The sequence below is a fragment of the Duganella rivi genome (assembly GCF_009857435.1).
Classification (GTDB): domain Bacteria; phylum Pseudomonadota; class Gammaproteobacteria; order Burkholderiales; family Burkholderiaceae_D; genus Rugamonas; species Rugamonas rivi.
Genome location: NZ_WWCK01000005.1, coordinates 240918 through 262854 on the forward strand (window position 1 = coordinate 240918; position 21937 = coordinate 262854).

22 protein-coding genes and 1 tRNA gene are annotated in these 21937 nt (G+C 61.3%); 20 read left to right on the plus strand and 3 right to left on the minus strand.

Going from position 1 to position 21937, the window contains the following annotated elements; all coding sequences use genetic code 11:
- Positions 1-81 precede the first annotated feature (81 nt).
- The 7 genes from GTP45_RS17195 (at position 82) to GTP45_RS17225 (ending at position 7755) form a co-directional block, all read left to right on the plus strand.
- Complete coding sequence (locus tag GTP45_RS17195) at positions 82-1038, plus strand: bifunctional riboflavin kinase/FAD synthetase (protein ID WP_161015105.1); 957 nt, start codon at positions 82-84, stop codon at positions 1036-1038.
- Positions 1039-1102: 64 nt separating this feature from the next.
- Positions 1103-3970, plus strand: coding sequence for an isoleucine--tRNA ligase (gene ileS / locus GTP45_RS17200; RefSeq protein WP_161015106.1), 2868 nt, complete (start codon positions 1103-1105; stop codon positions 3968-3970).
- Between the two features lie 58 nt (positions 3971-4028).
- The gene (gene lspA, locus GTP45_RS17205) at positions 4029-4532 is read left to right on the plus strand and encodes a signal peptidase II (protein ID WP_161015107.1); all 504 of its coding nucleotides are present in this window, start codon (positions 4029-4031) and stop codon (positions 4530-4532) included.
- A 15-nt stretch (positions 4533-4547) separates the two neighbouring features.
- Positions 4548-5771 carry a bifunctional phosphopantothenoylcysteine decarboxylase/phosphopantothenate--cysteine ligase CoaBC gene (gene coaBC, locus GTP45_RS17210; RefSeq protein WP_174821667.1) on the plus strand — a complete coding sequence of 408 codons (1224 nt, stop codon included), beginning with the start codon at positions 4548-4550 and terminating at the stop codon, positions 5769-5771.
- Positions 5772-6221, plus strand: coding sequence for a dUTP diphosphatase (dut, locus tag GTP45_RS17215; protein ID WP_161015109.1), 450 nt, complete (start codon positions 5772-5774; stop codon positions 6219-6221).
- A gap of 24 nt (positions 6222-6245) precedes the next feature.
- Entirely contained in the window at positions 6246-7343 is a 1098-nt protein-coding gene (locus GTP45_RS17220; RefSeq protein WP_161015110.1) for a M48 family metallopeptidase, read from the plus strand.
- Between the two features lie 16 nt (positions 7344-7359).
- Positions 7360-7755, plus strand: a complete 396-nt coding sequence (locus GTP45_RS17225; protein ID WP_161015111.1) for a surface-adhesin E family protein — start codon at positions 7360-7362, stop codon at positions 7753-7755.
- On the opposite strand, the gene GTP45_RS29040 is transcribed toward GTP45_RS17225, so the two are convergent.
- Positions 7752-7880: a hypothetical protein gene (locus GTP45_RS29040; RefSeq protein WP_267876204.1), complete on the minus strand. Its 129-nt coding sequence runs from the start codon at positions 7878-7880 to the stop codon at positions 7752-7754. The two genes, GTP45_RS17225 and GTP45_RS29040, sit on opposite strands and share 4 nt — an antisense overlap.
- A 44-nt stretch (positions 7881-7924) precedes the next feature.
- Here GTP45_RS29040 and GTP45_RS17230 point away from each other — a divergent pair, with 44 nt between their 5' ends.
- The 7 genes from GTP45_RS17230 to GTP45_RS17260 all read left to right on the plus strand — a co-directional run bounded on the left by GTP45_RS17230 (position 7925) and on the right by GTP45_RS17260 (position 13216).
- Entirely contained in the window at positions 7925-8947 is a 1023-nt protein-coding gene (locus GTP45_RS17230; protein WP_161015112.1) for an XdhC family protein, read from the plus strand.
- Positions 8948-9025: 78 nt separating this feature from the next.
- Positions 9026-9916, plus strand: a complete 891-nt coding sequence (locus GTP45_RS17235; RefSeq protein ID WP_161015113.1) for a DMT family transporter — start codon at positions 9026-9028, stop codon at positions 9914-9916.
- Positions 9913-10806, plus strand: a complete 894-nt coding sequence (locus GTP45_RS17240) for a DNA-3-methyladenine glycosylase family protein (RefSeq protein ID WP_161015114.1) — start codon at positions 9913-9915, stop codon at positions 10804-10806. The genes GTP45_RS17235 and GTP45_RS17240 overlap by 4 nt, the downstream gene beginning before the upstream one ends.
- Before the next feature lie 65 nt (positions 10807-10871).
- On the plus strand, positions 10872-11138 hold the full coding sequence (locus tag GTP45_RS17245) for a hypothetical protein (RefSeq protein ID WP_161015115.1): 267 nt from the start codon (positions 10872-10874) through the stop codon (positions 11136-11138).
- A 16-nt stretch (positions 11139-11154) separates the two neighbouring features.
- The gene (locus GTP45_RS17250) at positions 11155-12195 is read left to right on the plus strand and encodes a MerR family transcriptional regulator (RefSeq protein ID WP_161015116.1); all 1041 of its coding nucleotides are present in this window, start codon (positions 11155-11157) and stop codon (positions 12193-12195) included.
- 46 nt (positions 12196-12241) lie between these two features.
- A complete protein-coding gene (locus GTP45_RS17255) occupies positions 12242-12712 on the plus strand; it encodes a DUF29 domain-containing protein (protein ID WP_161015117.1) in 471 nt (156 codons plus the stop codon).
- A 36-nt stretch (positions 12713-12748) separates the two neighbouring features.
- Positions 12749-13216 (plus strand): DUF29 domain-containing protein, encoded by a 468-nt coding sequence (locus GTP45_RS17260; RefSeq protein WP_161015118.1) that lies wholly within the window; start codon positions 12749-12751, stop codon positions 13214-13216.
- Between the two features lie 22 nt (positions 13217-13238).
- Here the strand turns inward: GTP45_RS17260 and GTP45_RS17265 are convergent.
- A tRNA-Met gene (locus GTP45_RS17265) sits at positions 13239-13315 on the minus strand.
- A gap of 162 nt (positions 13316-13477) precedes the next feature.
- On the opposite strand from GTP45_RS17265, the gene GTP45_RS17270 reads away from it, so the two are divergent.
- The 6 genes from GTP45_RS17270 (at position 13478) to GTP45_RS17295 (ending at position 20243) form a co-directional block, all read left to right on the plus strand.
- Positions 13478-14068 (plus strand): NUDIX hydrolase, encoded by a 591-nt coding sequence (locus GTP45_RS17270; protein WP_161015119.1) that lies wholly within the window; start codon positions 13478-13480, stop codon positions 14066-14068.
- A gap of 10 nt (positions 14069-14078) precedes the next feature.
- Positions 14079-14807 (plus strand): leucyl/phenylalanyl-tRNA--protein transferase, encoded by a 729-nt coding sequence (gene aat / locus GTP45_RS17275; RefSeq protein ID WP_161015120.1) that lies wholly within the window; start codon positions 14079-14081, stop codon positions 14805-14807.
- A gap of 40 nt (positions 14808-14847) precedes the next feature.
- Positions 14848-15576 carry an arginyltransferase gene (locus GTP45_RS17280; protein WP_161015121.1) on the plus strand — a complete coding sequence of 243 codons (729 nt, stop codon included), beginning with the start codon at positions 14848-14850 and terminating at the stop codon, positions 15574-15576.
- Positions 15577-15609: 33 nt separating this feature from the next.
- On the plus strand, positions 15610-16644 hold the full coding sequence (locus GTP45_RS17285; RefSeq protein WP_161015122.1) for a quinone-dependent dihydroorotate dehydrogenase: 1035 nt from the start codon (positions 15610-15612) through the stop codon (positions 16642-16644).
- A 115-nt stretch (positions 16645-16759) separates the two neighbouring features.
- A complete protein-coding gene (locus GTP45_RS17290) occupies positions 16760-17809 on the plus strand; it encodes an aldo/keto reductase (protein ID WP_161015123.1) in 1050 nt (349 codons plus the stop codon).
- Between the two features lie 94 nt (positions 17810-17903).
- Positions 17904-20243, plus strand: a complete 2340-nt coding sequence (locus tag GTP45_RS17295; RefSeq protein WP_161015124.1) for a TonB-dependent receptor plug domain-containing protein — start codon at positions 17904-17906, stop codon at positions 20241-20243.
- On the opposite strand, the gene GTP45_RS17300 is transcribed toward GTP45_RS17295, so the two are convergent.
- A complete protein-coding gene (locus GTP45_RS17300) occupies positions 20233-21840 on the minus strand; it encodes a methyl-accepting chemotaxis protein (RefSeq protein ID WP_161015125.1) in 1608 nt (535 codons plus the stop codon). The genes GTP45_RS17295 and GTP45_RS17300 overlap by 11 nt on opposite strands.
- Positions 21841-21937: the final 97 nt, after the last annotated feature.

Consider the following 21937-nt stretch of genomic DNA (forward strand, 5'->3'; position numbering starts at 1 on the left):
CGGTCCGCCGGCAGCGCTTTTTTTTCGCTTTGAGGGTTTGCCCGTATAATCCCTATTTGCGATAGTTTTCCCCAGATTCCCATGAAGGTATTTCGAGGTCTTCCCAATGCAGCGGCGCGTGCGCCCTGCGCGCTCACGATCGGCAATTTTGACGGCGTCCACCTCGGCCATCAGGCCTTGCTGGCGCGCGTGCGCGCTGCCGCCGACCGCCTGGGCCTGGAAGCAGCCGTGATGACCTTCGAACCGCATCCACGCGAGTTCTTCGCCCAGAAATCGGGCGACCTGTCGAAAGCCCCGGCGCGCATCGCCAACTTGCGCGACAAGCTGCAATCGCTGTCCGACAATGGCATCGACCGCGTCATCGTCGAACACTTCTCCTCCTCCTTTGCCGCTTTAACGCCGCAGGAATTCACCGAGAAAGTGCTGGTCGAAGGCCTGCACGTAAAGTGGCTGATGGTGGGCGACGACTTCTGCTACGGCGCGCGCCGCGCCGGCAACGTGCAAATGCTGCTGGAAGCGGGCCAGAAATATGGCTTCCACGTCGAGACCCTGCCGACCGTAATGAACGGCAGCACCCGCATCTCCTCCTCCGCCGTGCGCGAAGCGCTGCACGCGGGCGACTTCCCGCATGCCGAAGCGCTGCTGGGCCACCCTTATGCCATCTCCGGCCACGTGATCCACGGCCAGAAATTGGGCCGCACGCTCGGCTTCCCTACCCTGAACCTGCGCGTGCCGCACCGCCCGGCGCTGTCGGGCATCTTCATCGTGCAGGTGCACGGTTTGAGCGAGCAACCGCTGCCGGCCGTCGCCAGCCTGGGCGTGCGCCCGACCGTGGAAGACAGCGGCCGCGTGCTGCTGGAAGTGCACATCTTCGACTTCGCGCAGAACTGCTACGGCAAGCAAGTGCGCGTTGAGTTCCTGCAAAAGATCCGCGATGAAGAAAAATACATCGACCTGCCGACGCTGACCGCCGCTATCGACAACGACGCGACCATCGCCCGCGCCTTCTTTGCCAAGCGCGCCACCGACCGAATTTGACCGCGCGATTTAGCTACGCGCGCCGGCTACACAAGACACCCGAATAAATCACTGATCGAATACCATGTCCGATAACAAAAACGCAAAAAAGCCTGAAAGCAAATACCCGGTCAATATGACCGAGACCCCGTTCCCGATGCGCGGCGATATGGCCAAGCGCGAGCCGAACTGGGTACAGCAATGGCAAACCAAGAAAATCTACGAGCGCGTGCGCAAGGCTGCCGCCGGCCGTCCTAAATTCATCCTGCACGACGGTCCTCCGTACGCCAACGGCGACATCCACATCGGCCACGCCGTCAACAAGATCCTGAAAGACATGGTGGTCAAGGCCCGCACCCTGGCCGGCTACGACGCGCCTTACGTACCGGGCTGGGATTGCCACGGCATGCCGATCGAGATCCAGATCGAAAAACAATACGGCAAGAACCTGCCGACCGCCGACGTGCTGAGCAAGGCCCGCGCCTACGCGCTGGAGCAGGTCGAGCGCCAGCGCAAGGACTTCATCCGCCTCGGCGTGCTGGGCGAATGGCAGAACCCTTACCTGACCATGAACTACTCCAACGAGGCCGACGAACTGCGCGCCCTCGGCAAGCTGCTGGAAAAAGGCTACGTCTACCGCGGCCTGAAGCCGGTCAACTGGTGCTTCGACTGCCAGTCGGCACTGGCCGAAGCAGAGGTGGAGTACAAGGACAAACGCGATCCGGCCATCGACGTCGGCTTCAAGTTTGCCGACAGCGCCAAACTGGCGCAAATCTTCGGCCTCGACAAACTGCCGACCGATAACGGCTTCCTGGTGATCTGGACCACCACCCCGTGGACCATCCCATCGAATCAGGCGCTGAACGTGCACCCGGAAGTGATCTACTCGCTGGTGCAGACCGAGCGCGATGGCCAGCCATTGCTGCTGATCCTGGCGCAAGATCTGGTCGAATCCTGCCTGTCGCGCTACAAGCTGGAAGGCACCACCATCGGCACCTGCCACGGCGCGGCCTTTGACGGCGTGAGCTTCCGCCACCCGCTGCACGCGGCCGATCCATTCTACGACCGCCTGTCGCCGGTCTACATGGCCGACTACGTGACCACCGACAGCGGCACCGGTATCGTGCACTCGGCGCCAGCCTACGGCCTGGACGACTTTATCTCGTGCCGCGCGCACGGCATGAAGGACGACAGCATCCTGACCCCGGTGATGGGCGATGGTAAGTACGCGTCGACCCTGCCGCTGTTCGGCGGCCAGACCATCTGGGAAGCGTCGAAACCAATCTGCAACGCGCTAAAAGAAGCCGGCGCCCTGTTCGAACTGAAGATGTTCGATCACAGCTACATGCACTGCTGGCGTCACAAGTCGCCGATCATCTACCGCGCCACCTCGCAGTGGTTCGCCGGCATGGACGTGCATCCGAAGGACGGCGGCCCGACGCTGCGCCAGACCGCGCTGCAAGGCATCGAAGATACGCAGTTCTTCCCGGACTGGGGCAAGGCGCGCCTGCACGGCATGATCGCCAACCGTCCTGACTGGACGCTGTCGCGCCAGCGCCAGTGGGGCGTGCCGATGGCCTTCATCGTCCACAAGGAAACCGGCGCGCTGCACCCACGCACGCCTGAACTGCTGGAGCAAGTGGCGCAGCTGATCGAAAAGAGCGGCATCGACGCGTGGCAGGCGCTGGATCTGAAAGACCTGATCGGCGACGAAGCGTCCATGTACATCAAGAACAAGGACACGCTGGACGTCTGGTTCGATTCCGGCACCACCCACCAGACCGTGCTGCGCGGCTCGCACAAAGAGCAATCGGCCTTCCCTGCCGACCTGTACCTGGAAGGCTCGGATCAGCACCGCGGCTGGTTCCACTCGTCGCTGCTGACGTCCTCGATGCTGAACGGCGCCGCGCCGTACAAGGCGCTGCTGACCCACGGCTTCGTGGTCGATGGCGAAGGCAAGAAGATGTCGAAGTCGATCGGCAACACCGTCGCGCCGCAAGACGTCTGGAACAAGCTGGGCGCCGACATGCTGCGCCTGTGGGTGGCTTCGACCGACTACACCGGCGAGCTGTCGATCTCCGACGAGATCCTCAAGCGCGTGACCGAATCGTATCGCCGCATCCGCAACACCCTGCGCTTCCTGCTGGCCAACCTGTCGGACTTCAACTACGCCAAGGACGCCGTGCCGGTAGCCGAGCTGCTGGAGATCGACCGCTACGCCATCGCCAACATGGCGCAGCTGCAAAAGGAAATCGAAGCGCACTACATGCAGTACGAATTCCAGCCAGTGACCTCCAAGCTGCAGAACTACTGCTCGGAAGACCTGGGCGGCTTCTACCTCGACATCCTGAAGGATCGCCTGTACACCACCGGCGTGACTTCGGTATCGCGCCGCTCGGCCCAGACCGCGCTGTACCACCTGACCCAAAGCCTGCTGCGCTTGATGGCGCCTGCGCTGTCCTTCACCGCCGAAGAAGCATGGGAAATCTTCGCCGGCGCCGAAGGCTGGAAAGCCAGCGATGAAACCATCTTCACGCAAACCTGGTGGCAGCTGCCGGAACTGGCCGATGCCGATGCCCTGCTGGCCAAGTACAACGCCATTCGCACCGTGCGTACCGACGTGACCAAGCAGCTGGAAGACCTGCGCACTTCGGGCGCGATCGGCTCGTCGCTGCAAGCGGAATTGAGCATCAAGGCTGCGGGCGACAAGTTCAAGGTATTGGCAAGCCTGGAAGATGATTTGAAGTTCATCTTCATCACCTCGCTGGCATCGGTCACCGAAGTGGCTTCGGAAGCGGAAGAAGCGGTCAGCGTGGCAGCATCGAAAGCCGAGAAATGCGAGCGCTGCTGGCACTACCGCGCCGACGTTGGCGCGCACGCGGATCACCCTACCCTGTGCGGCCGCTGCCACAGCAACCTGTTTGGTGCGGGCGAAAAACGCAAGTTCGCTTAACATATCGCCGGCGCTCCCACGTGGGAGCGCCTACGCTGACGTATTGAACCACTAATTCATGGCCACCAAAAAAATCTTCCCAACCAAATCGTCTGCCAGCCTGACGCCATGGCTGTGCATCGCAGCGCTCGTGATCCTGATCGACCAGCTGACCAAGATCACCATCACCAAGACCTTCCAGCTGCACGAAGAAAAATTCGTCACCTCGTTCTTTAACCTGGTGCTGGCCTATAACAAGGGCGCGGCGTTTAGCTTCCTCAGTAACAGCGGCGGTTGGCAGCGTTACTTCTTCACCGCCATCGGCATCGGCGCGGCCATCTTCATCGTCTACCTGCTGAAGAAGCACGCCGGCCAGCGCATGTTCTCGTGGGCGCTGTCGCTGATACTCGGCGGCGCGGTCGGCAATGTGATCGACCGCCTGCTGTACGGCCACGTGGTCGACTTCCTCGATTTCCACTGGGCCGGCATCGGCCACTTCCCGGCGTTTAACGTCGCCGATTCGGCGATCTGCGTGGGCGCCGGCCTGTTCATCCTGGACGAACTGCGCCGCGTGAACAAATAACGGAGCTGCATCATGATGGAACTGACTGGTAAAAAAATCGTCCTCGGCTTGTCCGGCGGCGTGGCTTGCTACAAGGCTGCGGAACTGTGCCGCGCCTTTACCAAGGCCGGCGCTTCGGTGCAGGTAGTGATGACCGAAGCGGCCACCCACTTCATCACCGCCGTCACCATGCAGGCGCTGTCGGGCCGCCCGGTGTTCACCGACCAGTGGGATCCGCGCGTCAACAACAACATGGCCCACATCGACGTCACGCGCGATGCGGACGCCGTCATCATCGCGCCCTGCTCGGCGGACTTCATCCGCAAGCTGGCGCATGGCGCGTGCGACGACCTGCTGTCGACCATGTGCGTGGCGCGTCCGCGCCACGTGCCGCTGCTGATCGCGCCAGCCATGAACGTGGAGATGTGGCAGAACCCAGCCACCCAGCGCAACGTGCAGCAGCTGAAGGACGACGGCGTGGTGCTGTTCGGCCCTGCGGCCGGCGACCAGGCTTGCGGCGAAGTCGGTTTCGGCCGCATGCTGGAGCCGGAGCAGCTGCTGGAGGAAGTCATCGCTGCATTCCAGCCGAAAGTCTTGGCCGGCAAGCGCATCATGATTACCGCCGGCCCGACCTTCGAGCCGATCGATCCGGTACGCGGCATCACCAATCTGTCCTCGGGCAAAATGGGCTACGCCGTGGCGCGCGCCGCGCGTGAAGCGGGCGCCGAAGTGGTGCTGGTCTCCGGCCCCGTGGCGCTGCCTACGCCGTTTGGCGTACAGCGCATCAACGTGCAAAGCGCGCAGCAGATGTTCGATGCAGTGATGAGCAATGTCGATCACCAGCACATCTTCATCGCCGTGGCGGCGGTGGCCGACTGGCGCATCGCCAACGCCAGCGACCAGAAACTGAAGAAGAATCCAAACGGCACCGCGCCGGACCTGAAGTTCGAGCAGAACCCGGACATCCTCGCCACCGTGGCAGCCCGCACCAACCTGGCCGGTCACCCTTACTGCGTGGGCTTTGCCGCTGAATCGGAAAATCTGGTGCAGTTCGGCGCCGATAAGCGCGAGAAAAAAGGCATCCCTCTGCTAGTAGGGAATATCGGCCACCACACCTTCGGCCAGGACGACAACACCATCATCCTGTTCGACGAAAACGGCCACACGATTCTGCCGCGCGCCGACAAACTGACGCTGGCGCGCCAATTGATTTCCGAGATCTCGAAGCGGATCTCCCAACATTCCTTGTTTGCTAAATAAATGAAAAACGTTGACGTTAAAATCTTAGACCCGCGCATGAAAGACCAGTTGCCGGCGTACGCTACGCCGGGCTCCGCTGGCCTGGATCTGCGCGCCTGCATCGACGCGCCGATGGTGATCGAAGCCGGCCAGACCGTACTGATTCCAACCGGCCTGGCGATCCACGTGGGCGATCCCGGCTACGCCGCCATGATCCTGCCGCGCAGCGGCATGGGCCATAAAAACGGCATTGTGCTGGGCAATCTGGTAGGCTTGATCGACTCTGACTATCAGGGTCAGTTGATGATCTCGACCTGGAACCGCGGCCACAGCGCTTTCACGCTGAATCCGATGGAGCGCCTGGCGCAGTTGATCATCGTGCCGGTACTGCAAGTCGGCTTTAACGTGGTTGAAGAATTCGACACCAGCGAACGCGGTGTCGGCGGTTTCGGCAGCACGGGCAAACACTAACAAGAATGGAGACGGAGCACAGGGATGAACAAGACAAATAAATTTGGCGCATTATCCCGATTGTCCCTCGTCGCGGCGAGCGCCCTGCTCTCCGCTTGCTCCTCCTTCCAGTCCAAGCCGGCCGCGCCGGAAACGCCGCCTGCTGTCGTCAGCAGCGTGACCGAAGCGCCGCCGGTGGTCACCGCCAAGATGAGCGCCGCGCGCGCGCAATTGAGCCAGATGGTGGCCTTGCAGGATCGCCTGTACCGCATCGCCGGCCCACTGCTGATCAATAACGCGGATCTATGCCGCACGCAGGCCCGCAGCCTGCTCGGCTTCACCGCCAAAAACAAATACTCCTACACCGGCGAATTCGTCGACGCCGCGCAAGCGGTGCTGAACTACGGCGACCGCCTTGAAGTCGCCAGCGTGTTGTCCGGCAGCGGCGCCGCGCGCGCCGGCCTGCGCAAGGGCGACGCGCTGATCGCCGCCAACGGCAAAGTGCTGCCGGTCGGGCCCAACGCTGAATCGCTGGCAGCTGCCATTCTCGGCCCGCTGGCCAGCAGCAGCCAATCGCTCGACCTGACCGTGGCGCGCGGCGGCAGCAACCAGCAGCTCAAGGTGCCGATTACGCGCGCTTGCGCCTTCAAGATCGACATCGGCAACTCGGACAATATCAACGCCTACTCCGACGGCCAGCGCGTGATGATCACGCGCGGCATGGTCAACTTCGCGCAGAGCGACGAAGCTATCGCTTATGTGCTGGCCAAGGACATCGCCCACAATGTGCTGGGCCACGCGGCCATCACCAAGCAGGCATACACGGTCGGCAGCATCATCGACAACCTGGTGGCGGTGCGCCCCGACCTGTCGATGCTGATCGGGACTTCCGGCGTGAAGCCTATGCCGCAGGACCTGGACGGCGCCGCCGACCACCTGTCGCTGTACATGGTGGCGCGCGCCGGCTACAGCGTGGAAGGTGCGCGCGCGTTTTGGCAGCGCCTCGCTGCGCAGTACCCGGCCACGGTGCTGAACGGCTATGTCGCTGTTCACCCGGCCACCGCGTATCGCATGGGCGTGATCGACAAGACCGTCGCCGAAATCCGCAGCAAGCAAGCGGGCAAGCGTCCGCTGGTTCCTTAACCACTGAGGGAGCGCCATGAACAAGTCCGGCCTGATCGCAATCACCTTGATGTTGGCGGCCGGCTGGGCGCAGGCAGCGCAGTGGATGAAGGTGGGCAGCAGCAGCGGCAACGTCTTCTACATCGACAAAGCCAGCGTGATCAAGACCGACAAGACGCGCAAGGTCTGGTCGATGCAAAGCTATGCGCGTCCGCAGAAAACGCCGGAAGGCAAGCTGTATCGCTCGGTGAAAATGCTGCACATTTATGCGTGCGAGGAGCACACCACTACCCTGCTGGCACAGGTCTACTACCCGGAAGCGATGGGCAAGGGCGAGCCGGTGGAGAACTATAAATTCGAGAAATTCAACCCGGAAGACATCGTGCCGGACAGCGCGTTTGATAGCGCGCTGGAAGCGGCCTGCAAGATTTAACTAGGGAAGTTGGGGAAGAAGGTCGCCATCACCCACGTCAGGCCGACACACACCAGCACCGCGCAAATCAGCACGATCAACAGGCGGCCGAACTTTGGCGAACCGTCGTCTTCCTTCTGTGGCATGTCAGTCCCCTGCAAAATTAGCATCGGCGTAGTATATTCCATTCATGGACTCTATCGACCTCGAAGTATTGAAAACCAGCGCCGCATGGATTGCGTCCGGGCGCCGCTGTGAACTGATCACTGTCATCAAGACGTGGGGCTCCAGCCCGCGCCCGATCGGCGCCACGCTGGCCATCTGCGAAGACGGCACGGTGATCGGCTCCGTCTCGGGCGGCTGCATCGAGGATGACTTGATTGCGCGCGTGCGCAACGAGGGCATCAGCCGCACTATCCCGGAAATCGTCAGCTACGGCATCACTGCCGATGAGGCGCATCGTTTCGGCCTGCCGTGCGGCGGCACCATTGAATTGTCGATTGAGCCGCTGTCGGAACGCAGCCGCATCGCCGAGCTGCTGGAGCGGCTGGAGCGCCATGAGCTGGTGCAGCGCCGCCTAGACCTGCATAGCGGCGAGGTGGAGCTCTCCAAGGCCGCGCCGGGCGCACAGCTGCAAGTCAGCGAGCAGGCCATGGTGACCATCCACGGCCCGCGTTGGCGCTTGCTGATTATTGGCGCAGGCCAGTTGTCGCGCCTCCTCGCGCAGATTGCGCTGGCCATGGACTACAGCGTGATCGTGTGCGATCCGCGCGAAGAATACCGCGCCGGCTGGCACGTCGATGGCGTACAGCTGGTGCACGAAATGCCGGACGACGTGGTGATCGATATGAAGCTGGATCGCCGCAGCGCCGTGGTGGCGCTCACGCACGATCCCAAGCTTGACGACCTGGCGCTGATGGAGGCCTTGAAGTCGGACGCCTTCTACGTCGGCGCCATTGGCTCGCGCCTGAACAACAGCAAGCGCCGCGAGCGACTGCTTGAATTCGACTTGACGCCTGAGCAGCTGGCGCGCCTTCACGGGCCGATAGGCCTGTACATCGGCAGCAAGACGCCGTCCGAAATCGCCATCTCCATCCTGGCCGAGATGACAGCGATTAAAAACGGCGTGCCGACTGAGATGATCGTGCCGCACGCCGCCGCGCCGACCAAGCCGGGAGACGCCGCCTGCATCGTCGAGATTGGCGCGATCTGACAATTCTATGGCAAGAATCGGCTGGCGCGTTACCGTCGCGCCGGCGGACAATAGCGACTTCACACCACGGGAATCCGCATGAGCACCACCAACCTCCTCCGCCTAATCCTGCTGGCCGCTATCTGGGGCGGCTCCTTCCTGTTCATGCGGATTGCCGCGCCGGTGCTGGGCGCCGCGGTGCTGATCGAATACCGCGTGCTGTTTGCCGCGCTGTTCCTTGCGGTGATCGGCGTGTTCCTGAAAAAGACGCTGGATCTCAAACAACACTGGAAGCACTACGTCATCCTCGGCCTGTTCAACTCCGCGCTGCCGTTCCTGATGTTCGCGTTTGCGGCGCGCACGCTGTCGGCCTCCGTGCTGGCGGTGCTGAACGCCACCACGCCGCTGTGGGGCACGCTGATTGCCGCCGTGTGGTCGCGCACCATGGTCAGCGGCAAAGTGATGCTTGGTCTCGCGCTGGGCACCATCGGTGTGGCGCTGCTGGTGGGCTTTGATCACGTCAGTTCCAAGCCCGGTGCGGGTATTGCGATTGCGGCGGTGCTGTTCGCGTCCTTCAACTACGGCATCGCTTCCAACTACGCCAAGCAGGCCAAGGCGGTGGAGCCGTTCGCCAATGCGCATGGCTCGATGTGGGCATCAGCGCTGCTGGTGCTGCCGGTGGTGCCGTTCTTCCCGGCGCCGGGCGAACCGACCATCGGCATCATGGGCGCGGTGATTGCACTAGGCGTGTTGTGCAGCGGCGTGGCTTACCTGATCTACTTCCGTTTGATCCAGGACGTCGGCCCATCGTCGGCGCTGACCGTGACTTTCCTTAGCCCGCTGTTCGGCATCCTGTGGGGCGTGATGTTCCTTGGCGAGACCGTGGGCTGGTACACCTTTGCCGGCGCAGCTATCGTGATCACCGGCACCGCGCTGGTGACCGGCTTCCGCCCGAGCTTCGGCTTCCTGAGCAAGGCGCGCCAGGCATGAAGCCTTTCACGCTGGCGCTGCCCCAGGATTTTCGGCTAGGCGACGTACTGGCCTTCCATCGCCGCGACGCCGAGAGCATCGCCGAAGAAGTCAGCGCCGAACGCCTGCGTAAAGGCGTGCTGCTGGATGGCGTGCCGATGGTATTGGATATCGCCTTGGCGCCGTCCAGCGCCAGCATCACTGTGCACGCAGACGGCAAGCTGTCCAAGAACGCGCAGGAACACGCGCGCGAAGCGGCTATCAGCATCCTTGGGCTGCGCATTGATCCCGCGCCGTTCAGCGCCTTCGTCAAAAAGGACAAGCTGTTTGCCGCGCTGGCGCGCAAGCAACCGGGCCTGCGCATCGTGCAATCGGCCACCGTGTTTGAAGCGCTGACGTGGGCCATCATCGGCCAGCAGATCAACCTCTCGTTTGCGATCTCACTGCGCCGCACCTTCATCCTGCAAGCGGGCCGTCAGCACAGCAGCGGCTTATGGTGCTATCCCGATGCGCGCAGCGCTGCCACGCTGTCGATCGAAGACCTCACCAGCCGCAAATTCTCGCGCGCCAAAGCCGAGACCATACTGCGCCTGGCCGCCTTGGTCGCTGACGGCACACTGCGACTAGACCTCGCTGAAGACAACAGCATCGAACAAATCTCGGCCGCACTGCTGGCCGTCAAAGGCATCGGCCCGTGGACCGTCAACTACGGCCTGTTGCGCGGCTATGGCTACGCCGACTGCTCGCTGCATGGCGATGTCGCCGTGCGCGCCGCCCTGCAAACGCTGCTCGGCGAAGACGTCAAACCCGACATCAAACGCACCGAACAAATCCTCGCCGCCTACTCCCCCCACCGCACCATGGCCGCCGCCCACCTGTGGGCCAGCCTGCACCCGCGCTCAGAAGATTAAAAAACGCTTGAGCCTCACGCTACGTCAGGCTTTACGATCGGTGCATGAACCTCAAGGAGAACCTCATGCACGATCTGGACGAAATTCAGCAATCCGGCGCCGTCGCCAGCCTTGAATGGCTGGGCGCCAGCGCTGCACTCAAGCCCGATGAAGTCATGCGTATCTTGCAGGACGTTGCGTGCTGCGCGCCTGGCAGCAGCATCACCTTCGACTACGCGCTTGCCACTTTTCAGCCGCAGATGCTGGAGCACATGCTGTCGCAATTCGGCTTCCGCCACGTCGAGCATGGCGCTGCGGCGGCGGGCCTGGGCCTCATCAAAGCCACCGTTTAACGCTACACTTCAACGCATGGATAAAACAGTACTGAAAATCGGCGAACTGGCGACGCGTTCCGGCCTGACCGTGCGCGCGCTGCACCACTACGACAGCATCGGCTTGCTGACGCCATCGGCGCGCGCCGATTCCGGCTATCGTCTGTATAACAGCGCCGACGTGGCGCGCCTGCACCATATACAAGCGCTGCGCAAATTCGGCATGTCGCTATCGGACATCGCCACTTTTCTCGCCAGTCCCGATGCACCGTTTGCCGATATTGTCGCCCAGCAGATTGCGGCGCTAGACCAGCAGATCAAACAAGCCTCCGCGCTGCGCGAGCAACTAAGCCGCTTGCAGCAGCAAATGAGCGGCGATGGCGATCCCGCGCTGGAAGATTGGCTAGGCACGTTGGAACACATGAAACTGTACGAGCAGTACTTCACGCCAGACGAATTACGCCGCCTGCCCTTCTGGCAGCAAGACGCGCGCCGCAACGCCAAATGGCGCACCATGACCGCCGAACTGAAATCCATGATGATGCGCGGCGTACCGCCGGACAGCGAAGAAGCCAGCATGCTGGCACAGCGCTGGATGGAAACGCTGGAGCGGGACACCGGCAACGATCTCGAATTCGCGATGCGCATGACCGCCATGCTGCAACAACAAAAAGACGCCGGCGAGAACTCGCCGATCAGCGAGAAAATCCAGCAGTACATGTACCTGAGCCAAGCCTTCACGGCGCGCAAGATGGCGATCTACGCAAAGTACCTCACCGAGGAAGAGATGCAGCAGTTGCGCACCACCAGCGCCAAGCCATCGATCGAATCCACCGCGCTCTACCTCAATCTACAACGCCAAATGGAAAACGGCGTGCCGCCGGAAGATCCAGCCTCGCAAGCCCTGGCGCGCGAATGGCAGCAACTGATCCGTGACCGCATCGGCGACAGCCCCGGCCTGCAAGCCCGCATCGACCTCGCCCACGACAACGAGCCCGAACTCCTCAAAGGCACATGGGTCAACCAAGCCACCGTCGACTACATTCGCAAAGCCGTGGCCGCTTGCACCTCTATTTGATCCAGCATAAAGTGAAAGTCCGATCGGCGTTCTACGATGGTGCGCTATGGACAATCACATCAACAACCGCTCTGAACCCGACGCTCTGATTTGGTCGGAACAGCAAATTGCTTTGCTGCGCGCTGGAAAATTCGATCAACTTGATCTTGAGAGCGTCATTGCGGAGTTGGAGTACCAAGTGCAAGAAGACAAGGATGAGGTCGCACGTCGTCTACGCGTCTTAATGACGAATTTGCTGAAGCACGAATTTCGTCCGCAACAACGCTCACGACGCTGGGGCAGCTTAATCCTTGAGCACCGATATGCAATACAGGACATACTGGAACAAATGCCCAGTCTGCGACCGCAGGTTGATGAGTACGTGGCACTTGGCTATCCCAAAGCAGTAAAGGCCGCCGCGCGAGAAACACGCATGCCTAATGCCGCCTTCCCGCAAGAAAATCCATACACCGTGGATCAAATTCTTGATCAGGACTTCTTCCCCGGCGAAAACGATAACGCCGTTGATTCAGCATAAAGTGGGAGCTCCCTCCCCGTTCTACGATGGTGCCTCATGGATGATCATCTCAACAGCCTCTACGAAACCGATGCCCTGATCTGGACGGAACATCAGATCGCCTTACTGCGTACCGGTCAATTCGATCAGCTGGATCTGGAAAACATCATTTCAGAGCTGGGGTACCAAGAGCGTAAAGACAAACGAGAGGTGGAGTCTCGTATCGAACTGCTGCTCCACCACCTCTTGAAATATCAATTTCAGCCAACTCGCAGCTGCAATAGCTGGCTCCGAACCATCAAGACGCAACGCAAACATATTGCGAAGGTGCTCAAAAGAATGCCTAGCCTACGGCGAAATCTCGACGAGTACGTCGCCGACGAATATCCCGGTGCAATAAAAGATGCAGCAGCAGAAACCCATCTGCCACGCTCGACGTTTCCGAAGGAAGTCCCCTACACCACCGATCAAATCCTTGATGAAGATTTTTTCCCGGAACAAAACGAAAAAGCCGCTGATCCTTGACGGTATCAACGGCTTTAGAATTTGGTTGCGGGGACAGGATTTGAACCTGTGACCTTCGGGTTATGAGCCCGACGAGCTGCCAGACTGCTCCACCCCGCGTCTGATGCCAGTATTATAGGGCAGATCTAGAGTTTAGGCAATATCAATCCCGGAAAGATTCGCGATAGATCGAATAAATGCCGAGCCCGTACGAGGGGCAACACGCCGCGCAAGCAGCAATCGGTGTAAAGTAAGCATAAAACCGACTTGCTCAACTAGTTTATGAAATTCTGTTCCGAATGCGCCTCCCCCGTCAGCCTGTCGATCCCGGCTGGTGACAACCGCCCCCGCTTTGTGTGCTCCAGCGCCAGCTGCGCCACCATCCATTACCAGAATCCGAAAATGGTGCTGGGCTCGATCCCGGTATGGGAACGGGATGGCGAATTGAAAGTCCTGCTGTGCAAGCGCGCCATCGAGCCGCGCTACGGCTACTGGACGCTGCCGGCCGGCTTCATGGAAAACAATGAAACCACCGCCGAAGCCGCCATGCGCGAAACGCAGGAAGAAGCTGGCGCCAATATCAAACTTGGCAATCTGTTCACGCTGCTCAACGTGGCGCGCGTTCACCAAGTCCACATGTTCTACTTGGCCGAACTGATCGACCTCGACTTCGCACCCGGTGAAGAAAGCCTCGACGTGCAAATGTTCAGCGAAGCGGAAATTCCGTGGGACGATCTGGCCTTCCCGACCATCCGCACCACGCTGGAACTGTTCTTTGCTGATCGCGTCAAAATCCGCGAAGGCGGCAGCTACGGTTTCCACACGCAGGACATCGTCCGCAATATGCGCTCCGACATCGAACCGACCACGTGACGCATCACCTATGATTCCGTGGCTTGACACCCACACGCCGTTCCCCGACGTCTCCGAGGCGCTGACCACGGACGCGCCGGGTTTGCTGGCAGCCGGCGCCGACCTGTCGCCGCAGCGCTTGCTGATGGCGTATAAAAACGGCATCTTCCCGTGGTTCTCGGAAGGCCAGCCGATTTTGTGGTGGAGCACCGATCCGCGCATGGTGCTGATGACCGACCAGTTCCGCATCTCCGATTCACTGAAGAAAACCCTGCGCAAGATCGAACGCAGCCGCGAAGAAGGCGGCCGCTGGCAAGTCCGCTTCGACAGCGCGTTTGAAGAAGTGATGCGCGCCTGCGCCGCCCCGCGCCGCGACGGCCCCGGCACCTGGATCTCGGAAGACATCATCGCCGGCTACACCGGCTTGCACCGCATGGGCTACGCGCACTCAACCGAACTCTGGCTCGATGGCGAGTTGGTCGGCGGCGCTTACGGCGTCTGCATCGGCCGCATGTTCTACGGCGAATCGATGTTCGCGCGCGTGACCGATGCATCAAAGATCGCCTTATCCTATCTGGTGCGCTTCCTGCGTGACAAAGGCGTAACCATGATCGATTGCCAACAAGAGACCGGTCATTTGGCCTCGCTAGGCGCTGCGCCGATTCCGCGCGCGCAATTCCTGGCGCATCTGCGCAACAGTATTGAATTGCCCCATATCACCGGATGGGAACCAATTGCACCACTCGCGCCAGCCAGTTAAGCTAGCATAAAGACATAACCATCGGCCAGATAGGACGTGCATGACGCACTTGAACGACCTGCCTTTCGCGACGCTGCAGTTTTACACGACGGCGCCCTACCCTTGCAGCTACCTCGACGCTCGTCAGGCCCGCTCGCAGGTAGCCACGCCTTCGCACTTAATCAATGCAGATGTCTACTCGGAACTGGTAAAGAACGGCTTCCGCCGCAGCGGCATCTTTACTTATCGGCCATATTGCGACGGCTGCCAGGCCTGCATTCCGGTGCGCGTGGTGGCCGACCAATTCCAGCCCAACCGCACCCAGCGCCGCGCATGGCTCAAGCACGGCGAGTTGATCGCGGGCGTGGCCACACTATCGTTCTCCGACGAGCACTACGAACTGTATCTGCGCTATCAGAGCAAGCGCCACGCCGGTGGCGGCATGGATCAGGACAGCCGCGACCAGTACGCGCAATTCCTGCTGCAAAGCCGCGTCAACACGCGGCTGGTGGAGTTCCGCGAACCGGGCGGCACGCTGCGCATGGTCAGCATCATCGACGTGCTGTCGGACGGCTTGTCGTCGGTGTACACCTTCTTCGATCCCGATGTCGAGGGCGCATCCTACGGCACCTTCAACGTGCTGTGGCAAATTGAACAAGCCCGCGAACTAAAACTGCCTTACGTCTACCTCGGCTACTGGATCAAGGAAAGCCCGAAAATGTCTTACAAAACCAACTTCAAACCGCTGGAAGCCCGCGTGAAAGGCGTGTGGAGCGTGCTGGACGCCTGATAAAATACGGGCGAACTACAACCAGAGCGCCCCATGTCCAACAAATTCCTGTATTCCCTCGCCCGTCCCATGCTGTTTTCGATGGACGCCGAAGAGGCCCACCACTTCACCCTGCCTGCACTGAAACGCGCCGCGTCGCTGGGTTTGACCAAGCTGGTCCAGCAGCCGAAAGCCGACCCGCGCACCGTGATGGGCATTACGTTTAAAAATCCGGTCGGCCTTGCCGCCGGTCTCGACAAGGACGGCGCGTACATCGATGCGCTGGCCGATCTCGGCTTCGGCTCGATTGAAGTCGGCACCGTGACGCCGCGCGCGCAGCCGGGCAATCCCAAGCCGCGCATGTTCCGCCTGCCGGAAGCGCACGCCATCATCAACCGCATGGGCTTCAACAACGGCGGCGTCGATGCGTTTGTCGCCAACGTGCAATCCTCGCGCTTCTACCAGGACAAGGCCGGCGTGCTGGGCCTGAACATCGGCAAGAATGCCGATACGCCGATCGAGCGCGCCACCGACGATTACCTGCACTGCCTGGAGAAGGTGTATCCATACGCCAGCTACGTTACCGTCAACATCTCCTCGCCGAACACCAAAAACCTGCGCCAGCTGCAAGGCGGCTCGGAACTGGATGGTTTGCTGAGCACGCTGAAGGATGCGCAACTGCGCCTGGCTGACCAGCACAAGCGCTACGTGCCATTGGCGCTGAAGATTGCGCCGGACATGGATGGCGACCAGGTCAAGAACATTGCCGACGCGCTGATCCGCCACAAGATCGACGGCGTCATCGCCACCAACACTACGCTCAACCGCGACGCCGTCACCGGCATGCTGCACGGCGCGGAAGCGGGCGGCCTGTCGGGCGCGCCGGTGTTCCAGTTCTCGAACACCGTGATCCGCCTGCTCAAGGCCGAGCTCGGCGATGCGCTGCCGATCATCGGCGTGGGCGGTATCATGCAAGGCTCGGACGCCAAGGTCAAAATGGATTGCGGCGCGCAACTGGTGCAGCTGTACAGCGGCCTGATTTACGCCGGCCCGGCACTGATCAAGGATTGCGCGGACGCGGTACGCTAAGAGGCTGGTTCAAAATGCACGCAGCGAGGCGCGACGACGAAGACAGTGCGTTAGCACGGCGAGGAGCCGCAACGAAGCTGCGGGCTTTTTGAAACGGACTCTAAAAGGAGCGCATATGCAGAAGGTAAAACTGGGTAACAGCCATCTCCACGTCACCAAGGTTTGCCTCGGCACCATGACGTGGGGCGAGCAAAACACCGAGGCGGAAGCACACAGCCAGCTCGACTACGCATTCGAGCGCGGCATCAACTTCATCGACACGGCGGAAATGTACCCAGTGATGGTGCGCGCGGAAACCTCGGGTCTCACCGAGCGCTACATCGGCAGCTGGCTGAAGAAGACCGGCCTGCGCGACAAGGTGGTGATCGCCACCAAGGCGGCCGGTCCCAACGCCGGCATCACCTGGGTGCGCGGCGGCCGCGCGCGCGACTTCGATGCACGCAACCTCAAGGCTGCGGTGGAGACCAGCTTGCAGCGCCTGCAAATCGAGCATATCGATTTATACCAATTGCACTGGCCCAGCCGCAACGCGCCCATCTTCGGCAACAATACCTTCAATCCCAAGCAGGAGCGGCCGTGCGTGGCCATCGAGGCAACGCTGGCCGCGCTGGGCGACCTGGTCAAAGAAGGCAAGATCGGCGCGATTGGCGTCTCGAACGAGACCAACTGGGGCGTGAGCGAATTCATCAAGCAGTCCGAGATGAAAGACTTGCCGCGCCTTGCCTCCATCCAGAACCTGTACAACCTGACGGCACGCCATTACGAGACCAGCCTGCTGGACGAAACCTGCTTCCGCGAGAACGTCAGCCTGCTGGCGTATAGCCCGCTGGCGTTCGGCCAGCTGACGGCCAAGTATCTCGACGATCCGAAAACCCATGGCCGCCTGACCATCTTCCCGCCGACCTGGAGCCCGCGCTACCTGCGCCCGGCCGTACTGGAGGCGACTGCGCGCTACGCCAAGCTGGCGCGCGACAACGGCCTGACGCCGGCCCAACTGGCGCTGGCGTGGTGCTACTCGCGCTGGTTCGTGGCCTCGACCATCATCGGCGCCACCAATCTCGAGCAGCTCAAGCACAACATCGATGCTTACGACATCGTGCTGCCGCCGGACGTAATCAAGCAGGTGGATCAAATCCACGCCGCCATCACCAATCCAGGCCAGTAACTCGAAACTTGAATATCAATAGTCAGAACCATTCGTGGGCAGCGCGGCTGCCCGCTGATAAGCTTTTGGCATTGATACTTCACAGAGTTTACCGATGCGCGTACGCCCACTGCTGTTAGCCAGCCTGATTTCTTCCGTCGTTATTCCTGCCTTTGCACAGCAAGCCGCTGATGGCGAATTGCAGTCCGTGGTGGTGACCGGCACTTATGCCAAAAACCGCCGCACTGTCGATTCCGAATCGCCGGTCGACATCATCGGCGCGCGCGAGCTGCAAGCCAGCGGCTCCACTGAGCTGGCCACCGTGCTGGGCCGCGTACTGCCGTCGCTGAATTTCCCGCGCCCATCCGGTGCGGACGCCAGTGACGCCATCCGCCCTGCGCAATTGCGCGGCCTGTCGCCGGATCAAGTGCTGGTGCTGGTCAATGGCAAGCGCCGCCATTCGTCGGCGGTGGTCAACGTCAACGGCACGCAAGGCCGTGGTTCGGCGCCGGTCGATCTGAATGCGATTCCGCTGTCGGCCATCGATCACATCGAAGTACTGCGTGATGGCGCGGCGGCGCAGTACGGTTCCGACGCGATTGCCGGCGTGATCAATATCATCCTGAAAAAAGGCGCAGCCGGCGGCGATGCCGAGATCGGCTTTGGCGAATACCAGGAACGCGACGGCAAGCAAGTCTCGCTGCGCGGCTCGACCGGGTTCAACCTGGGCGAGGACGGCTGGGTGCGCATCGCCATCGATGCCGCCGACCGCGATCCGACCAACCGTGCCGGCGCCGACTACCGCTATCCGACCGATCCACGCTACGGCAAAGTCAATCAGCGCTTTGGCGATCCTGAAACCAAGCCCCGCGTGCTGTTCCTCAATAGCCAGTACCGCGTGAGCGACAACATCGACTGGTATGCCTTCGCCAACTACGGCCAGCGCGACACCTCGGCAGCCGCCACGTGGCGCAGCTTTGGCCGCTCGACGATTTACCCGGAAGGCTTCCTGCCGCTGGAGAACAGCAAATCGACCGACACCTCGCTGGTGACCGGCCTGCGCGGCGAAGCGTCTGGCTGGCGTTGGGATGTGAGCCTGAACTATGGCCAAAACGAATTCAAGCTGGATCTCGACAACACCGTCAACCTGGATCTGAAAGAAGCCAGCCCAACCCACTTCTACGCGGGCAAGCTGAAGAACTCGCAATCGCTGCTGAACGTGGACGTGGCGCACGACTATCCGGTGGAAGCTTTCAGCGGCCCGCTGACGGTAGCGCTGGGCGCAGAATACCGCCGCGAGGAATATGAGATCGGCGCCGGCGATGTGGCTTCGTACAGCGGCTCCGGCGCGCAAGGCTTCTCCGGTTTCCGCGCCGTGAATGCGGGCAGCAACAGCCGCCACAACGAATCGATCTACGCCAACTTTGAAGCCGAGGTGACCAAACAGTTCTCCGCCTCGGCCGCAGTGCGCCACGAGCGCTACAGCGACTTCGGCAACACCACCTCGGTCAAAGGTTCGACCCGCTACGCCTTCAACGACGTGGTGTCGCTGCGTGCAACCGCTTCGTCCGGCTTCCGCGCGCCGTCGCTGGCGCAGCAGTTCTACACCATCACCACCACCAACTTCTCGGTGGTAAATGGCGTGAATACGCCGATTGAAACCGGCACCTTTGCAGTCGGCAGCCCAGCCGCCGCTGCGCTGGGCGCCACGCCGCTGAAGGCCGAGAAAGCCCGCAACTACAGCCTCGGCTTGTTGTTGCAGCCTAGCCGCAACTGGACTACCAGCATCGACGCCTATCGCATCAATATCGATGACCGTATTGCGCTGTCAGCCAATATGACCTTGAACCAAGCGCTGAAAGACACGCTGGCCAAGCAAGGCTTGCTGGTGGGCGCTGGCCGCTACTTCACCAACGCCATCGATACCCGCACCACCGGCGTCGATGTACTGAGCACCTATCGCTGGGACACCAGCAAGGCCGGGCGCTATGACTTCACGGCTGCCTACAACCACAACAAGAATTCGGTTGAGCATGTGAACGCCAATCCAGCCATCTTGACCGCCAACGGCTTGACGCTGATTGACCGCCAAACCGTCAACCGTCTGACGGTCGGCTCGCCTAAGGACAAGTTCAGCCTGGCGACCGACTGGTCGCTCGATGCATGGGGCGCGCGCGCAGTCGTCACGCGCTACGGCAGCTTTACCGTGCCGCAGAATAGCGCCGCGCTGGATCAGACTTACGATCCGCAGTGGGTGCTGGATTTGTCGGCCAGCGTTAAGCTGGGCAAAAACTGGCGCCTGAGCGTGGGCGTGGACAACGTGACCGACCGCTACCCGGATCAAGTCACGTCGGCCGGCAATCTCAACAACAACGGCATCAACCCGTACAGCGGCTGGGCGCCGAACGGCTTCAACGGCCGCTACTACTACGCCAAGGCCGGCTTTAGTTGGTAAGAGCCGCGTAGCGCCGCGCCGGCAATGCCGGTGACGGCGTGCCGGCCAGCTTGAACACGCTGACAGCCTTTGCCAGCAAGTCCGCCTGGTCGCGCATGCTTTGCGCCGCGGCGGCCGCTTCCTCCACCAGCGCGGCGTTCTGCTGGGTGACGTCGTCGATCGACACGATGGCTTGATTGACTTGCTCGATGCCGGTGCTTTGCTCGCTGCTGGCGGCGCTGATCTGCTTCATGATGTCCGCCACCTGCTGCACCGATTGCACGATGCCCTGCATGGTCGCGCCGGCTTGATCGACCAGCGCTGCGCCCGCGTCGACCGTCTCCACCGAGCGCCCGATCAGCTCCTTGATTTCCTTGGCCGCCGAGGCCGAACGCTGCGCGAGGTTGCGCACTTCCGACGCCACCACCGCAAAGCCCCGGCCCTGCTCACCCGCGCGCGCCGCTTCCACCGCTGCATTCAGTGCGAGGATGTTGGTCTGGAACGCGATGCCGTCAATCACGCTGATGATGTCGACAATCTTGGTCGAGCTTTCCTTGATCGCGCCCATGGTGGTCACCACCTCGCCCACGACTTGCCCGCCCTTGGTGGCGTAATCGGACGCTGCCACCACCAGCTTGGTCGCTTGCCGCGCATTCTCGGCGTTTTGCGACACGGTTGACGTCAGTTCCTCCATTGAAGACGCGGTCTCCTCCAGACTGGAGGCCTGCTGCTCGGTGCGCGTCGATAGATCGAGATTGCCGTTGGCGATTTCGTTGGAAGCGTTGGTGATGGTGTCCGTTCCCGAACGCACCTGCCCCACCGTGCGCGCCAGCGAATCGTTCATATCGATCAGCGCCCGCAGCAACTGGCCGGTTTCGTCGGTCGAGGTGCACTCCATGCGCATGGTCAGGTCGCCGCCGGCCACCGCCTGCGCCATGCCGACCGCGCGATTGAGCGGCTGCGTGATGCTGCGCGTGATCCAGTACAGCACCCACGCCGCCAGCGCGGCCGCCACCAGCGTCAAGATCACCATGGTCATGCGCGAACTGCTGTAGGCTTGCTCGGCCACGGCGCTGGTCTCTTCAATCGCGGCGGTCTGGAATTTGACCATGTCGGTCAGCGCATTCATGTAGGCGGTCTGCTCTTTACGCACCGTGGTGAGCAGGTATTTGATCGACTCGTCGTGCTTGCTGACGTCGCCCGACATCGCCACGAAGGCATTCTGCACCACCAGGTATTTTTCGCGCGCATCGAGCACGGCTTGCAGTTTGGCCTGGCTTTCCGTGTCGTGATCGTCGGCGATCAGTTTGCCCAGCTTGTCGAGCCGCTCGGCGTTTTCGATCTTGCGCTTGTCCACGCGCTCCAGCTCGGCTTTGACCACGGCCGGATCGCTGGATAGCATGGCGTTGCGCATCGCGCGCGCGATGTCGTTGAGTCCGCCGATGGTCTCGTACGCCAGTATCACCTTGGGAACCTTGTCCGTGGCGAGATCTTTGGTGTTGTTATTCAACTTGCCAAGATTGCCTATTCCGACAACGGAAATGCCGATCATGAAGATGATGGCCACGCCCAAACCGGCCGCCAGCCGGTAACCGATCTTCCAATTGCCGATGCCCATAACGCGCTCCCCGGAGTTGGTTGCAGGGATTCAGTATATGGCGATTTGTTAATGCAATTTAGGAAAATTTAAGAACTGTTTTGCCGCCGCCACAATT